Source organism: Paenarthrobacter sp. OM7, from assembly GCF_029873575.1.
In the GTDB taxonomy this organism is placed as follows: Bacteria; Actinomycetota; Actinomycetes; order Actinomycetales; family Micrococcaceae; genus Arthrobacter.
The window spans coordinates 3,856,083-3,870,763 of the sequence record NZ_CP123579.1 but is presented as its reverse complement, the minus strand read 5'-3'; the positions used below and the strand labels follow the sequence as shown (position 1 = coordinate 3,870,763).

The following is a 14,681-nucleotide window of genomic DNA, read 5'->3' as shown; positions in this document are numbered from 1 at the left end:
TGCTGGTGCAGTCGGGCTAAGCTGAGGAACGCCGGTGGGCGCGGCGGGTGACGTGGCGGCAAGGCCACCGTCATTGTTCGCGGAAGGACAAACGAATGGCTCGGCCGACAGTTCAGGACGTCGCCAGGACTGCTGGTGTGTCCGTGGGGACGGTGTCTCGCGTCTTGAACGGGAGTTCGGCCGTCAGCGAGGCGGCCAAGGAGAAGGTCAACGCCGCGATCCGTCAGCTGAGCTACCGACCGTTGGCCTCCGCCCGGGACCTTCGCCGGGACCGGACTATGCGTATTTTGGCCCTCGCAAAGAGCCTGGACTCGCTCGTGATCAGTGAGGTGTTCCGAGGTGTCGGCGACGCTGCCGCCGACTCGGGCTACGTCAGCCTCATTGCAGCTACCGACGGGGACCTGGACCGCGAACAGCAACTCGTGGACATGCTGCGGAACGGTTCCGTGGACGGGTTGATTCTCTTTTCGCCGACAATGCCGGACGACGATGTAAACATAGTTGCCGAGCAGATGAGTGTGGTCCAGGTCTGTGAAATCGTCGACGCCGAGGCCGCGTTCGGAGTGTCCATCGACGACCGCCAGGCCGCCTATGACATCACCAAACACCTGATCGACACAGGCGCCAAGAAGCTGGCCATGCTCGCCCACAGGGGTGCCCGCTCGGGCCGCCTGCGCGAGGAAGGATTCCGCCAGGCACTCAGTGAGTCCGGCATGGAACCGGACCAGATCCTGCTGGGCGAGGGCAACTTCGGCTTCCACTCCGGTCGCACCCTCGCAAAGAAGCTTCTGGAAAACGGAAACCTTCCGGAGGCCGTATTTTGCGGCACCGACATCGTCGCGGCCGGGTGCGTTCGTGAACTCACAGACGCCGGCCTACGGGTACCGGATGACATCGCCGTGGCCGGATTTGATGACTCGGCCCAGGCGGAAATGTGCGTCCCGGAACTCACCACCGTCCGCCAACCCGCCTACGAGATGGGTCGCGTGGCCTTCGCCGAGCTCCTCGAACGGATGACCGTGCCGGGGGCCCATCGCCTCGGCCGAACCTTCCTCCCGCACGAACTCGTCATCAGGGACTCCACGAAATAGAGAGGGTTGACAGCCCTCCGTGGTCCCTGTCACACTACTTTGGAATCGATTCCACGGCCGCCAGGCCACTATTTTGAAGCACTTTTGGAATCGATTCCAAAGATCACAAGAACCACCGGCAAAGAAGCCACCCTCAGCACGCGGGACAGCCAAGACGCACGCTGAACTCCATCGCCCACAGTCACCAAAGGAGCCACTTGTGGACTTGAACCGACCTGCTTCCCCGCTCCAGAGCCAGAACCAAGCAACGCCCCGCAACCGAAAAGCCCTCGCATTAGCCGCGATCGCAGCCGCAGCCCTCCTCCTCAGCGCGTGCGGCGGGGGAGCAGCGCCGCAAGGTGCCGAGCAAGCGGCAGCTGCCGATCCGGCGTCGGGCGCTAATGCCAGCGGTGCCGTGAACATCTGCGGCGTCAAGGACGCAAGCGGCATCTACAAGGGCACGGCGGAGGCGTTCACCAAGGCGAACGGCAAGGTCACGGCCAAGTACACCGAGATCGGTGCCACCACGGATGAGGCCCGCACGCAGATCGTGCAGCGGCTCGAGGGTAAGTCCACTGAGTGCGACCTCTTCGTCACGGACGTCATCTGGACCTCCGAGTTCGCGTCCCAAGGCTGGCTGCTGGATCAGACCAAGCTGGTGGAAGCCAACAAGGACCGGCTCATTCCCTCCACTGTGGAAACCACCAAGTATGAGGACAAGTACTGGGGCTCGCCGTTCTTCACCAACGCCGGGCTGATCTACTACCAGAAGGACAAGGTTGCCAAGCCCGAGTCCTGGCAGCAGCTCTATGCGGAAGCCGCCAAGGCTCCCGGCAACGGCTACGTCTACCAGGGCAAGCAGTACGAGGGCCTCACGGTGAACTTCCTCGAAATGCTCTATAGCGCAGGCGGCGAAGTCCTCAACGACCAAGGCGACGTCACCATCGACTCCAAGGAAACCCGCGACGTCCTCAACTTCATGAGCGACGGACTCAAGAACGGCTCAGCCGACCGCGCCGTCCTCACCTACAACGAAGACCCCGCCCGCCTCGCCTACGAGTCCGGCGACTTCGGATACCAGCGCAACTGGCCGCACGTGTACCGCTTGCTCAACGCGACACCGCTAGCGTCCAGCTTCGGCGTCGCGCCGCTGCCGGCATGGGAAGGCGGGAAGGCCTCCGGCGTGCTCGGCGGCTGGAACCTGGCGATCTCGGCGCACGCCACCAACCAGGCCGGAGCTGTCGCGTTCATCGACTTCGCCACCAGCCCGGAATGGCAGAAGCACGTGGCCATGGACTACTCGCAGGCTCCGGTCAACGAAGCTGCCTACTCTGACCCGGCAGTGCTGCAGAAGATGCCGTTCGCCACGGAACTCCTCGCCTCGGTGAAGGGTGCCAAGCCGCGCCCGATCTCCCCGGTCTACCCGCAGATCTCGCAGGCGATCTACAAGAACGTCTACGCCGTCCTCTCCGGCACCGCCTCCACGGAGGACGCCGTGCAGAAGATGGTCGAGGAAATCACCGCTGCCAAGGCGAGCTTCTAGTCATGGCCATAAAAACAATCCCGGCAAGCCGCGGCCCAGCGAAGACAAGCGGCCGCGACCGCGCCGAACGCAAGCTCGCGTTCCGCATGACCGCGCCGTCGCTGGTCATCATGGCGCTGGTTGCGGCAGTCCCGATCGGCTACGCGATCTGGCTCTCGCTGAATCAGTACAGCGTCCGCACCGCAGGCCTGTCCCGCTTTGTCGGCCTGGAAAACTACATCAACGCCCTCGCAAGCCGGGAGTGGTGGGCTGCGTTCGGCCAGACGTTCCTCTTCGCGGGCCTCTCTGTGAGCCTGGAACTCGTCCTCGGCACGGCCATGGCGCTCCTGCTCAACCTCGCGTTCAAGGGCCGCGCCGTCCTCCGCACTGTGGTTCTGCTGCCGTACGCGATCATCACCGTGGTCAGCGCCATCACCTGGCAAACGATGTTCCAGCCCAACATGGGCCTGGTCACCAACGTCCTCTCCGCACTGGGGCTGCCGGGCGGCGACGTCGTCTGGCTCGGTGAGCACGGCTACGCGATGGCCGTGATCGTGATGGCCGACGTCTGGAAGACCACCCCGTTCGCGGCGCTCATCATCCTGGCCGGCCTGCAGGTCATCTCCGCCGAAACGTACGAGGCCGCTGAACTCGACGGCGCCAGCAAATGGCAGACCTTCGTGAACATCACCCTGCCGCTCCTGCGCCCGGCGATCGTCCTCGCCGCGATCTTCCGCACCATGGATGCCCTCCGCGTCTTCGACCTGCCGTTCGTCCTCACCCGCGGTGCGAACGGCACCGAATCCATGTCCATGCTCGCCTACACGCAACTGCGCGAAAACCGGTTGGTGGGCGAAGGCTCGGCGCTGTCCATCCTGACCTTCCTCACCGTCATGGTGGTCTCGGTCATCTACGTCCGCTTCGCTGGCGGCAACATCCGCGACGTCGCGAAGGAGGAACAATGAGCACGCTGACTGCAGAACGCCCGACGGCGGAACTCGCCACGCGCCCCAAGGCGCCAAAGCGTCGGTTGCGTGGGGAATCGAAACTGCATCCCCTGGTCTGGGTGTTCGTGGTGGCTGTCATGGCTTTCTCGCTCATCCCGTTCTACTGGCTGGTGAACACCTCCCTTAAGAAGGGCGCGAGCCTGTCCCAAGGCGAGCTCTTCCCGAGCCAGCCGACCCTCGAGAACTATCTGGTGGTCTTCCAGAACCCCGAGTTCCTCCTGGCCTTGCGCAACTCGGTGATTATCGCCGTCGTGACGACAACAGTGGCGCTGGTGTTCGCATCCTTCGCCGCATATGCGCTGGCGCGATTGAAGATGCGCCGCAAGGCGATGATCCTGACGCTGATCCTCTCGGTCACCACGTTCCCGGCCATCGCCATCGCGGCCCCGATGTTCTCCATCTGGCGCGAGGTCGGGTTGTATGACACTCTGCTGGGCCTCATCATTCCGAAGCTGACGTTCGCGTTGCCGCTGGCGATCTACACGCTGACGTCCTTCTTCAAGGAGATCCCGCGTGAGCTGGAGGAATCCGCGTACATGGATGGCGCCACACCGTTTGTCGCCTTCCGCAAGGTCATCCTTCCGCTGGCGGTCCCCGGCCTGGCGACGACGGCGATCTTGGTGTTCATCTCGGTGTGGAACGAATTCCTCCTGGCCGTCACGCTGACCACCTCGCCCGAAGCCCGCCCTGTGCCGGTCGCGATTGCGTTCTTCAGCGGCACCAGCGAGTTCGACCAACCCCTCGGCACCATCAGTGCCGCCTCGGTGATTATCACCGTCCCACTCGTGATCCTCGTGCTGCTGTGCCAGAAGCGCATCGTTTCCGGCATGACGGCCGGTGCGGTCAAGGGCTAGGCCCCGTCACGAAGTCCCCAAACCCCTCACAGACTCTAAGAAACCCCAGAAAGAACAGGAATAACGTGAGCATTCAGCAGCAGGCCCCGTCCGCAACCCTCAAGGTGGGAGTTGTGGGCATCGGTTGGGCCGGCCAGCAGCACCTCAAGGCGTACAGCAACATCGACGGCGTCGAAATTGTCGCCGTCGCCGGTATGGAAGCTGACCTTCTTGCCCAGCTGAAGGAGGAATACAGCATTCCCCACGCCTTCGCCCGCTGGGAAGACATGATCGAGCTGGAAGGTCTCGATGCTGTCAGTGTCGCCGTGCCCACGTTCCTGCACGCGCCGATCGCCATTGCGTCGCTGGAGCGAGGCCTGCATGTGCTGAGCGAAAAGCCGTTGGCGCGCAACGCCGTCGAAGGTCAACAGATGGTGGACGCCGCCCGCAAGGCTGGCCGCGTCCTGGACGTCGCGTTCAACCACCGCCGCCGCGGCGACATCCAGGCGCTCAAGGAAGTGATCGACGCCGGGACGCTGGGTCGCCCGTACTACGCCAAGGCATCCTGGCTGCGCAGGCAGGGCATTCCGATGCTGGGCAGCTGGTTCACCAACCCGGAACTCGCCGGCGGTGGTCCGCTTGCTGACATCGGCGTGCACGTCCTGGACTACTCGCTGCACCTCCTCGGCGAGCCCAAAGTGCTGGCCGTTTCCGCGTCGACCCACTCCGAACTTGGCCCGCGCGGCCTCGGCGGCAACGCCCGCTACACAGCTTCGAACTCGAGTCATAAGTTTGAAGTGGAAGACTTCGCTTCGGCGTTCATCCGGCTGGAAGGGGGCGGTACTTTGATCTTGGAAGCGGGCTGGGCCACCTACCGCGACGAGCGGGACCTGATGGACTTCACCGTTTACGGGACCGACGGCGGCGCGGACTTGCGCTCGGTCGGCGCCTCCGAGAACCCGGTAGCGGACGTTCACGTCTTCACCGAGAAGGACGGCGAAAACGCCGACTTCGAAGTGGTGGCCGAACCCGGGCGAGCCCACCAGGCCGTCGTCGACGATTTCATTGCCTCAGTGCGCGGCGGCGAGACTGTGTGGGGAAGCCATGACGGGTCCCTTGCCTTGAGCCGCGCCTTGGTACTCGATGCTTGCTACAAATCCGCCCTCGAACAACGTGAAGTGGTGCTCTGAAATGTCTGATGCGAAATTGAAGATTGTCGTCTGGAACGAAGCTGTCCACGAGGCCCGTAACGAGCCCGCAACCATCGGCGAGATGTACCCGGAAGGAATCCACGGCGCCATCGCCGCCGGGCTCCGCGGCTTCTACCCGGACTCCGAAATCTCGACGGCGACACTCGCCGATCCCGAGCACGGACTTTCTGAAGAGGTGCTGGAGCAGACCGACGTGCTGCTGTGGTGGGGGCACATTGCGCACCAGGAAGTGAGCGAAGAAGTGGTGGAGCGCGTGCAGCGCCACGTGCTCGGCGGCATGGGCTTGGTGGTGCTGCACTCGGGGCATTTCGCTAAGATCTTTACCCGGTTGCTGGGGACAACCTGCTCGCTGAAGTGGCGCAACGAGGGCGAACGTGAGCTCGTGTGGACGGTCAAGCCGTCGCACCCGATCGCGGCCGGCATTGAGAGCCCCATCGTCATTCCGCAGCAGGAAATGTACGGCGAACTGTTCGACATTCCCGAGCCCGATGACCTCATCTTCATCAGCTCCTTTGAAGGTGGCGAGGTGTTCCGCTCCGGCGTGACCTTCTCCCGTGGCAAGGGCCGGATCTTCTACTTCAGCCCCGGCGACCAGGAATACCCGGTGTACCACCAGCCGCAGATCCAGAAGGTGATCGCGAACGGTGTTGGCTGGGTTGCGCAGCCTGGCGTGTTCCGGGAGGCGCCGGAGGTCTCCAATCCAGCGCGGGGGCGGTTCGAGGAAGCGTAGGACGCGAGGGCTTCCATTCATCTCGCTGGCTGCCGTCGAAGAGCCAGCAAGGAACAGGAGCATGGTGACGGCGGTTCCGTCTTTCGATGGACGTGCCCAGACCCCGGGGGATCGAGCGTCGGTATAACTATTCCGTCCCGGGGCCGGACGGTGTTTCTGGTACTTGAGGGGCCCAGTAGGTACTCGGGTCGTAGGCACTGGGTCGGAATATGAGGAGGACAAGGAACGCCAACAGCATAAGAGCATAGGCAGTGAATGAGCCGGCAAATTGGGCGAAAGCGATATCCTCCGTGGCTCGGCTGGACCGGCTTTCTTTCATGCGAACACTTTCCCTATCCCTCGACTCCGAGCCAGTTTGGGCGCCCTGAAACCCATAATCCGACATCAATCAGTGGACGTACAGGACTTTGCCCTGGCGGACCGGTCAGAACTTGATATCTGTAGGAATCCTTTGGAGCCAGGAGTGTTCCTAAGATCGAAATCGCTGGCCGCTTCCGTCGAGGAACGCCCTGCTCCACACTGGTTGTAACCGGCTCCTCTGGCAGCCGGAAATGCTTGGGGCGGGCCGAAACGAGGAAGCCTATGCGGAAAGCGCGTGTAGCGGCCGTGCTGACGTGGATCTACTCTGCAGCATTCGGGATCCCGGCTATTCCAGTCGGCATCTACCTCCTAAAGAACGGGTACCTGCCGATGTTCATGGACCTGTTCCCGATGTACGCGGGTCCATGGGACGGCCTGCAAAGCTGGACCTTCGTGGCGCTGCTCATTGCTTTCCTTGGTGTAGTGCTGGTTGCGTCGTGGGCGGCTTGGCTGGCGTGGAGGGGGCGCAAGTCCGGGCTGGTTCTTGGGCTAGTCCTCCTGCCTGTGGAAGCAGTGTTCTGGATAGGCTTCGACCTGCCATTCCCTTGGTTGTTCGGCGTGGCCCGCGGCCTGTTGTACGCGCTCGCTTTAATGTCACTGCGACGACGTTCGGAGGGGCGGCTGGCTGGCGGCTAGTCGAGACTCGACCCGTCCGTCAGCACGAAGGGCTGATACGGACGCCGCGTCGTCAATCCCTGTGATCCGATAACCCAGCTGGTTGGCTAGGCGTTATGGAACAACGCTTTGTGCGCTACCAATCGAGTACACCTGATGCAAAAGGGCGACACCTTGGGATCTTCGCCCTGGCGAACCGATTGGCGAAGGAGGGCAGCCTCAGCACCGAAGATTGGGGCCGTTGGCGCAGTACCAACGAATTTTACGACGCGGCTTACGTAACGCCTGAGGCGTCGATCTACGCAGCCCCGGGCGCACAGGCTTGGTTCAAAGTGTCGACCACTCACTTGTTGGAGAAAACGGATTTCTACATCGATCTTCTGCGCCGGCATGACGTCCCCTGCCGCGTGTTCTACTCAACCGATCCCGGCACCGTCATTTATGAAGACGACGTTCAAGTCGTCGTCGTCCCGTACGAAGTGGACAGCGAATCAAAAGGTCGTGATTCCGGGGAAGAGGAGCGAAAACCATGAAGCGGTATAGGGCGCCTACACCGCGCAGTCTTGCGGGCGGGTCTGACGCGAAAAGCAGTAGCTGGAACGGCGGGCTTGTTAGGGCGTGCAGCTGGATCTCTCATAGCGAGCGGTGGGGACCGGCTTGCGGGCGGTGCTCACGCTTGGTCCCTGGCTGCGGATAGCGTATAGGCCTCCAGCTCAGTTCTGCCCTGCACGACTGCCGGTAGGCTGCACACAATGAGTAGCACACCAGAAGTGCCCCGGGAATCTTCCAACTACAGGCCCGGCGAGCCTCTCCGATCGTGGACTAGCGGCGAGCCGATCGCTCCGGTTGACGCAGAATTGATCATTCTTGCGTCAGAGTCACTTGCTTCCCTTCGCCGGCTCATCGACGGGGATAACCTTTCGGACGAAGACCTGATTGCATTCGGGAGGCTTAATTCCGATTGTGTATTGCGGTGGTACGAACCGATTGTGAGCCTCGTCCGGGAGCCCCAAATCGATCCTGAAGTGATCACACTTTTGAAGGCGTCGGTGCCTGGACTCGACTCCTAGAATCCTCGTCCCAGCGCAGCCCGGGATGTCCCGTTACTCGTCGAAGCGAGCGACGCTTGAGCATTTCGCATGCTCGGCCGAGTACCCGGTAGGGATCGGTTAACGGGCGCGTTCCGAGGAGAGACATTCGGTCGGCAAAGGAGAGTCCAAAATAGTGCTCCGTGGGGTTTTTCGCGTACAACCGACGAACCTAAAGGGATCCTTCGACGAGGCGAAGAGGCAATTCCGCAAGGCTTTGGATGGTTCCCTCCCGCATCGAGCCTTCGCGGTTGAGATGTAAGGCTTGTAGCCCCGCGTTCCGGGCTCCTTCGACATCGACTCGGTAGTTGTCTCCGATATAAAGGGTCACCGTCGGCGACACATTCATGCTTCTGCAGGGCTGTAAGAACGTCTCTTGTGCCGGTTTGGCGTGGTTTATATGTTCGTAGCTGAATACCCGGTCGAGGAGGGGTTCGAGCCCGATTCTGTTGACCTTGGACGTTTGCTGGTCGTGGTTCCCGTTTATGATGATGCCCACCGGCATGCCGATGGCCCGGAGGTTCTTCAATGCCGGCGCCGCGTCTGGAAAGGCCATCCAGGCGTCCTCGTAGTTCTCGAGGTATTTGTTGAATAGCTCATCGATTCGGGCGCTCGTTTGGGGAACTGAGAGCCCGGCTAACGGGAGGAACTGGCGGAGTCGCTCACGGCGCTGTTCCTGGAATGTGAGTTCGTTCGCGAGGAACCGGTTGTAATTGACTTCCTCGATTTGAAACCAGCAACGTGTAAGTTCGTTGGAACCCTCCGTTCCAAGATGTTGAAGAAAAGCATCCACGCCGGCACGGGCGGATGACGGATGATCGAACAGAGTGTTGTCTAGATCGAACAGGACGGCTCGAATTTGCACCCGCCAAGCGTAGCCCGCTGTTCCTCATATTGCCGACGGACCTGTTCTGCCGCGGGATGGTCGGCACCATGGGCCTCCAGTCAGAACGTCCAGCCGGAGCGGCGGTGGCAGCCGGATACGGTGTCGCCGACCAGATCGCCGCGGCGTAGTCGAGCAACTCAATCGAAGTCCTGTCGGTCATTCACTGCTGCCCCACTAGTGAAGAAGAACGTAGAAAACGATCACCAGCGCGGGAAAGAACGACTGACCGATGGCGCTGACCAGAAGGCGCTTCTCTGTGACCCAGAGCCAGAAACCAAGGAAGACGTGGCACGCGCAGCAGAAGATGATTATCGCCGACCCGCTGGCGGGACTGCTTGAGAAGTTCACCAGCCACAGGCCCACTGCGATGCCCAGGCCGAAGGTGATGTTGTAGGCGCCAACATTCATCGCCCACATCCGCACTGCGCGCACGTCTTCCGGCCTAATGAGGAAGATTCGGTAAAACCGTTGATCGCCATGGAAGAAGATCTCCAGTATGCCAACGGTGATCAGCGCCAGACCGGTGGATCCGGCGAGTATCTGGCTCAGCAAATTCATGCCGCGCTCCTATAGTCCTGCAATCGCCGCCTCTTTGCGTGCAGGTTACGCTTCAGGCGCCAAGACCTTCAAGGGGTTCTGCAAACGCTCTCAATCAACCGTGCCCACCCGCTTCCAGCCCCGCGCCCACAGCGGCCACAAAAGCGTCCGTCTCCGCTGACCTACGGCTCTTCAGCCACAGCGCCGAGGTCCGCCATGCCAACAGATCACCAACCAAAGGACGCCACACTATCCCCGAAGGAAGAGGCGTCCACGGCTCCTCGTTGAAGTGCACCCCGCGGCCGGCCAGGATCAGCCCGTGCGTGAAGTGCTGATTCCGCGCATGAACAATAGCCGCAGGAAGATAGCCAAAATCCCGGCACGTGTGCAGAAACGAGTCGTACAGAGTGGGCGCCATGTGCCGCGGGAAGATGATCAACGGGCTCCCGGCAAGATCGCCAAGCCGCACAGACTCAAGCGCAGCCAGCGGGTGCGAAGCATTGAGCACCACACCTAGAGCCCGCGAATACAGAGGCCCCGACTCGAAACCCACGCTGCTCAAAGGGTGACGCACCACGGCAACGTCCAGTTCGCCGTCGCGCAGTCGCTCAACCTGCTCAACGGTGGTGAGCTCGTGCAGGTTCAACAGAACATCAGGCGCAGACGCAGCAAACGTAGAAACCATCGTGGACAGGGCAACCGGGTTCGTGTCAGGCGGCACGGCCACCTGCAGGATTCCCGAAGCGCCAGGCCGGATCCGACGCATCGACTCCTGCGCCATAGCCACGTGATCCAGCACCCCATGCGCATGCTCCAACAGCAAGGCTCCTGCTTCGGAGAGCTCCACACCGGTGCGTCGGCGGTGGAACAGCAGCACTCCGAGCTCCTTCTCCAGGTCCTTGATCCGTTGCGACAGCGGCGGCTGGGCCATGTGCAAACGCTGCGCAGCACGGCCGAAATGAAGCTCTTCGGAGAGCACCACAAAGTACTTGAGATGGTGGAGGTCCATCGCCGCACCATATCAGTTTGATATCAAGGCGAGTAGATATTGATGTTAGACGGGTCACATTCGCCGATGGTCAGATGGGAATCAAGAAGCCCCAACGAACCAAAGGAAACTCCCTAATGTCCCAGGATGTCCTCTTCGAACAGACCGGCCCCACCGCCATCATCACCCTCAACCGCCCGGACAAGCTCAACGCCTGGACCGAGGCCATGCGCAACGAACTCATCGACTACCTGGAAAGCCTCAAAGGCAACGACGAGGTCCGCACAGTCATCCTCACCGGAAGCGGCCGTGCGTTCTGCGCCGGGCAGGACCTCGCCGAGACCGCATCCATGAACCCCGAGGACCACGAGTCCGCCGAGGCCTGGATCGACGGCTTCGACCGCCTCTACCGCGCCGTGCGCAACCTCGACCAGATCACCATCGCCGCGGTCAACGGCGTCGCCGCCGGCTCCGGTTTCCAGTACTCGCTCCTCGCGGACCTGCGCGTCGGCGACTCCAAAGTCCGCATGGGCCAGCCCGAAGTCCTCTCCGGCATCCCCAGCATCACCGGCATCTGGGCCATGTGGAGCATCTTGGGCAAGTCCAAGACCTCCCAGTTCGTCCTCACCGGCGAGCTGGTGGACGCTGCCGAGGCTCAGCGCCTCGGCCTCCTCAACTACTTGGCGGACGACGGCGGCGTGCTGGCTTACGCCAAGGACCTCGCCGCCCGCTTGAGCCTGCTTCCTCCCGGCGCGGTCCGCTTGACCAAGAACCGCCTGCGCAGCCTGGAAGACGACGACCTCAGCGACGCCATGGCAGAAGCCAAGCGCGTGCACCGCGAGGCCTACGGTACGGGCGAACCGCAGCGCGAGATGGCCCGCTTCCTCGCCGGCCGCCGCTGAAGGGACGGGACACCAAAGTGAAAACAGCCACCCGAGACCGCTACATCGAACTACGGAACAGCCACCGCTGGGAGATTCCGGAGCTCTACAACATGGCCGTCGACGTCGCCGACCACCACCCAAGGGACAAGCGGGCACTCATCCTGGAGTCCGCCGTCGAAGGTCAACGAGAGGTGAGGTGGGGCGAAATCCAGGACCGTTCCCGCCAGATCGCGGCCACGCTGCAAAAGGCCGGCATCAAGAAAGGTGACCGCGTCGCCGTCTTGTTGCCCCAGCGCTCCGACACCCTGGCCGCGTACCTCGGTGTGCTGCGGACCGGTGCCATCCTGGTCACCATGTCCCTGCTCTGGGCCGCAGAGCCCATCCGCTTCCGGCTGGAAGACAGCGGCGCGTCGGTGATCATCGCCGAGGAGTCAGCGAAGCACCTGTTCGAGGACTACGAGGGCACGTTCATCGACATCGACAGCCCGGCCATCAAAGAGGAACCCACAGAGTTCCAGGACGTCGAAACCGCAGCCGACGACCCCGCACTCATCTTCTACACTTCGGGCACCACCGGCCGGGCCAAAGGAATCGTCCACGCGCACCGGACCCTGTTGGGCCACAACGAGTTCGAGTACTGCCACCAGATCGGTGACGGCGACGTGTTTTACGGCGCGGGGGACTGGGCGTGGTCGCTCGCCAAGCTCATGGGCCCGCTGCGACTCGGTGCCACGCATTTGGTCTTCCGGCCCAGCGGCGGCTTCAACCCCGCAGCCCTCCTGGACAGCATGAGCCGCCACCGCGTCACCAGCGCCCTCGTCAATCCGACGTTCCTGCGCAAGATGCGCGAAGAGGTGCCCGACGCCGGTACTCGTTTCCCGCTGTCCCTGCGGACGGTTTGCTCGTCCAACGAGCCGCTGACGCCGGACCTGATCACCTGGTTCGAGTCGCAGTACGGGGTGACGCTGCTGGACTATTACGGTTCCACCGAGTCCTACCCGCTGCTGGGCAACTACCCCGATGTGCCAGTGAAGCCGGGGTCCGTGGGCCGTCCACTTCCTGGATGGGACGTCCGGTTGCTGGACGAAAACGAGCAGGAAGTCCCGGTCGGCGAGACCGGCGAGATCTGCCTCCGTGCGCGCTCCAACCCGCAATTTCCCTTGGGATACTGGAACATGCCGGAGGCGTCCGCCACTGCTTTCGGGGGCGGTTGGTACCACACCAAGGACCAGGCCTACACGGACGATGACGGCTATTTCTGGTTCCTGGGGAGGACCGACGACGTCATCAAAACGTCCGGATACCGCGTTGGACCCTATGAGCTGGAGGCAGTCATTCGCGAGCTCGATCCCGTCAGGGACGTGTCTGTGACAGGTGTGCCTGACGAGCTACGCGGCCAGTCCATCAAGGCATGGATCGAACTAATGCCCGGTCACGCTGGGGGAGCGGAACTGAGCGAAACCATCGTGGCGCATGTGAAGGAGAACTTCTCCCGCTTCGCCTACCCACGATTCATTGAATACGTCACCGCGCTGCCGAAGTCTGCCACCGGCAAAGTCCAGCGCGCCCAGCTCCGCGAACTCCCACACGTTGTAGCCTCTCCCCGCCCCGAAGGACAACAATCATGAATACGATGACCCAGAAAGTCGCTGACACCGAGTCTTCCCCCCGGCGCAGCCTGAAGCGCGTCGCCGCAGCGGCCGCCGTCGGAAATTTCGTCGAATGGTTCGACTCCGCGGCCTATGCGGTCATGTCCGTCACCATCGCGAAGCTCTTCTTCCCTGATTACTCCACGACGGCGTCACTTCTGGCCGTGTGGGCGATCTTCGCCGGCGGCTTCATCGCCAGGCCGCTGGGGGCGGCTTTCTTTGGACGCTACGGCGACCGGATTGGCCGTAACAAGATGCTCGGCCTGTGTGTGCTGATCATGAGCGCAGCAACATTCTGCATCGGTATCCTGCCGACGTTCGCGGTGATCGGCGTGTGGGCTCCGATCCTGCTCTTCCTGTTCCGTGCTGTTCAGGGCTTCACAACAGGTGGCGAGTACACGGGGTCGTCCGCCTTCATTGTTGAGTACGCTCCGGAAGGCAAACGGGCGACGTACGCGAGCATCATCCCGGCCACCGTTGGGCTGGCCTCGGTTGCCGGCGCGTTGCTGGGTGCCGCCATTACTGCCACCTTGAGCACGGAAGACCTTCAAGCCTGGGGCTGGCGGATTCCGTTCCTGCTCGCGGCACCTCTTGGTTTGATTGGCCTGTATATCCGGTCCAAGGTGGACGACACTCCCGTGTTCCGCGGTTTGGAAAAGACTGGCGAAGTGGCAAAGCGGCCCCTGGGTGATGCCATCCGAATGTGCTCCCGCCAGATCTTCACGCTCTTCGGATACAGCATCACCAACGCCATCGCTTACTACCTGATGAGCAGCTACATGATCGCGTACATGACCTCGAGCCTTGGCTACTCCTCTGCCGAATCGATGATCACCAGCGTGATCACGATGTTGGTGTACACGGCAGTTTGTCCTCTGGCTGCGCGTGGGAGCGACCGATTTGGTCGTAAGAAGATGCTGCTGGTGGCGTGCGTTGGCTTCGTGGTGATGACCATCCCCGCGTTCTCCATCATGCCGCTGGGTCTCGGATTCGCGATCCTTGGAACGAGCGTCCTGGGTGCGTTGGTAGCCGTGATCGGAACCTCCAACGTTCCGGCGCTGGTGGAGATGTTCCCTTCCTCGGTCCGGGCCTCCGGCTCAGCTATTGGCTACACCCTGGCCTACGTGCTGTTCGGTGGAACTGCGCCGTTCGTGGCCACCGGCCTGGTGGCCGGCTTCGGAACCCCGCTGGCTCCGGCCTTCTACCTGATGGGCATGGCACTGGTGTCCGGCGTGGTGGTGGTCCTGTTCTTCCGCGAGACGAAGGACCTGTCGCTGACTCGGACTACGGTTTTGTAGAGG

The 14,681-nt window shown here is 62.3% G+C and carries 15 protein-coding genes; 12 read left to right on the top strand and 3 right to left on the bottom strand.

The window, feature by feature from the left end; translation table 11 throughout:
• Positions 1 to 95: 95 nt before the first annotated feature.
• The 9 genes from QEH68_RS17820 (at position 96) to QEH68_RS17780 (ending at position 8,418) form a co-directional block, all read left to right on the top strand.
• Entirely contained in the window at positions 96 to 1,091 is a 996-nt protein-coding gene (locus tag QEH68_RS17820; protein ID WP_280623762.1) for a LacI family DNA-binding transcriptional regulator, read from the top strand.
• A gap of 199 nt (positions 1,092 to 1,290) precedes the next feature.
• A complete protein-coding gene (locus QEH68_RS17815; RefSeq protein WP_280623761.1) occupies positions 1,291 to 2,613 on the top strand; it encodes an ABC transporter substrate-binding protein in 1,323 nt (440 codons plus the stop codon).
• 2 nt (positions 2,614 to 2,615) lie between these two features.
• Positions 2,616 to 3,557 (top strand): sugar ABC transporter permease, encoded by a 942-nt coding sequence (locus QEH68_RS17810; RefSeq protein WP_280623759.1) that lies wholly within the window; start codon positions 2,616 to 2,618, stop codon positions 3,555 to 3,557.
• Positions 3,554 to 4,453 carry a carbohydrate ABC transporter permease gene (locus QEH68_RS17805; RefSeq protein ID WP_280623758.1) on the top strand — a complete coding sequence of 300 codons (900 nt, stop codon included), beginning with the start codon at positions 3,554 to 3,556 and terminating at the stop codon, positions 4,451 to 4,453. The genes QEH68_RS17810 and QEH68_RS17805 overlap by 4 nt, the downstream gene beginning before the upstream one ends.
• 65 nt (positions 4,454 to 4,518) lie before the next feature.
• Entirely contained in the window at positions 4,519 to 5,622 is a 1,104-nt protein-coding gene (locus QEH68_RS17800) for a Gfo/Idh/MocA family oxidoreductase (RefSeq protein ID WP_280623756.1), read from the top strand.
• A gap of 1 nt (position 5,623) precedes the next feature.
• Entirely contained in the window at positions 5,624 to 6,373 is a 750-nt protein-coding gene (locus QEH68_RS17795; RefSeq protein ID WP_280623754.1) for a ThuA domain-containing protein, read from the top strand.
• A 582-nt stretch (positions 6,374 to 6,955) separates the two neighbouring features.
• A complete protein-coding gene (locus QEH68_RS17790; protein WP_280623752.1) occupies positions 6,956 to 7,369 on the top strand; it encodes a hypothetical protein in 414 nt (137 codons plus the stop codon).
• A 95-nt stretch (positions 7,370 to 7,464) separates the two neighbouring features.
• Positions 7,465 to 7,881, top strand: a complete 417-nt coding sequence (locus tag QEH68_RS17785; RefSeq protein ID WP_280623750.1) for a hypothetical protein — start codon at positions 7,465 to 7,467, stop codon at positions 7,879 to 7,881.
• Between the two features lie 219 nt (positions 7,882 to 8,100).
• On the top strand, positions 8,101 to 8,418 hold the full coding sequence (locus QEH68_RS17780; protein ID WP_280623748.1) for a hypothetical protein: 318 nt from the start codon (positions 8,101 to 8,103) through the stop codon (positions 8,416 to 8,418).
• A gap of 190 nt (positions 8,419 to 8,608) precedes the next feature.
• On the opposite strand, the gene QEH68_RS17775 is transcribed toward QEH68_RS17780, so the two are convergent.
• The 3 genes from QEH68_RS17775 to QEH68_RS17765 form a co-directional block, all read right to left on the bottom strand.
• Complete coding sequence (locus QEH68_RS17775; protein WP_280623746.1) at positions 8,609 to 9,301, bottom strand: HAD family hydrolase; 693 nt, start codon at positions 9,299 to 9,301, stop codon at positions 8,609 to 8,611.
• A 195-nt stretch (positions 9,302 to 9,496) separates the two neighbouring features.
• The gene (locus tag QEH68_RS17770) at positions 9,497 to 9,880 is read right to left on the bottom strand and encodes a DUF1304 domain-containing protein (protein WP_261611824.1); all 384 of its coding nucleotides are present in this window, start codon (positions 9,878 to 9,880) and stop codon (positions 9,497 to 9,499) included.
• A gap of 94 nt (positions 9,881 to 9,974) precedes the next feature.
• The gene (locus QEH68_RS17765) at positions 9,975 to 10,868 is read right to left on the bottom strand and encodes a LysR substrate-binding domain-containing protein (RefSeq protein ID WP_280623740.1); all 894 of its coding nucleotides are present in this window, start codon (positions 10,866 to 10,868) and stop codon (positions 9,975 to 9,977) included.
• Positions 10,869 to 10,984: 116 nt separating this feature from the next.
• On the opposite strand from QEH68_RS17765, the gene QEH68_RS17760 reads away from it, so the two are divergent.
• Genes QEH68_RS17760 through QEH68_RS17750 form a run of 3 tightly spaced genes read left to right on the top strand, consistent with a single transcriptional unit; the run spans position 10,985 to position 14,678 of the window.
• Positions 10,985 to 11,749, top strand: coding sequence for an enoyl-CoA hydratase/isomerase family protein (locus QEH68_RS17760; protein WP_280623738.1), 765 nt, complete (start codon positions 10,985 to 10,987; stop codon positions 11,747 to 11,749).
• Between the two features lie 17 nt (positions 11,750 to 11,766).
• Positions 11,767 to 13,359 (top strand): AMP-binding protein, encoded by a 1,593-nt coding sequence (locus QEH68_RS17755; RefSeq protein WP_280623735.1) that lies wholly within the window; start codon positions 11,767 to 11,769, stop codon positions 13,357 to 13,359.
• Positions 13,356 to 14,678, top strand: coding sequence for an MFS transporter (locus QEH68_RS17750; protein WP_280623733.1), 1,323 nt, complete (start codon positions 13,356 to 13,358; stop codon positions 14,676 to 14,678). Before QEH68_RS17755 ends, QEH68_RS17750 begins: the two co-directional genes overlap by 4 nt.
• Positions 14,679 to 14,681: the final 3 nt, after the last annotated feature.

Excerpts from the sequence above, each read along its gene's own strand:
- QEH68_RS17820 (WP_280623762.1), top strand. The coding sequence starts at position 96 with ATGGCTCGGCCGACAGTTCAGGACGTCGCCAGGACTGCTGGTGTGTCC.
- QEH68_RS17810 (WP_280623759.1), top strand. The coding sequence starts at position 2,616 with ATGGCCATAAAAACAATCCCGGCAAGCCGCGGCCCAGCGAAGACAAGC.
- QEH68_RS17805 (WP_280623758.1), top strand. The coding sequence starts at position 3,554 with ATGAGCACGCTGACTGCAGAACGCCCGACGGCGGAACTCGCCACGCGC.
- QEH68_RS17795 (WP_280623754.1), top strand. The coding sequence starts at position 5,624 with ATGTCTGATGCGAAATTGAAGATTGTCGTCTGGAACGAAGCTGTCCAC.
- QEH68_RS17790 (WP_280623752.1), top strand. The coding sequence starts at position 6,956 with ATGCGGAAAGCGCGTGTAGCGGCCGTGCTGACGTGGATCTACTCTGCA.
- QEH68_RS17785 (WP_280623750.1), top strand. The coding sequence starts at position 7,465 with ATGGAACAACGCTTTGTGCGCTACCAATCGAGTACACCTGATGCAAAA.
- QEH68_RS17780 (WP_280623748.1), top strand. The coding sequence starts at position 8,101 with ATGAGTAGCACACCAGAAGTGCCCCGGGAATCTTCCAACTACAGGCCC.
- QEH68_RS17770 (WP_261611824.1), bottom strand. The coding sequence starts at position 9,880 with ATGAATTTGCTGAGCCAGATACTCGCCGGATCCACCGGTCTGGCGCTG.
- QEH68_RS17765 (WP_280623740.1), bottom strand. The coding sequence starts at position 10,868 with ATGGACCTCCACCATCTCAAGTACTTTGTGGTGCTCTCCGAAGAGCTT.
- QEH68_RS17760 (WP_280623738.1), top strand. The coding sequence starts at position 10,985 with ATGTCCCAGGATGTCCTCTTCGAACAGACCGGCCCCACCGCCATCATC.
- QEH68_RS17750 (WP_280623733.1), top strand. The coding sequence starts at position 13,356 with ATGAATACGATGACCCAGAAAGTCGCTGACACCGAGTCTTCCCCCCGG.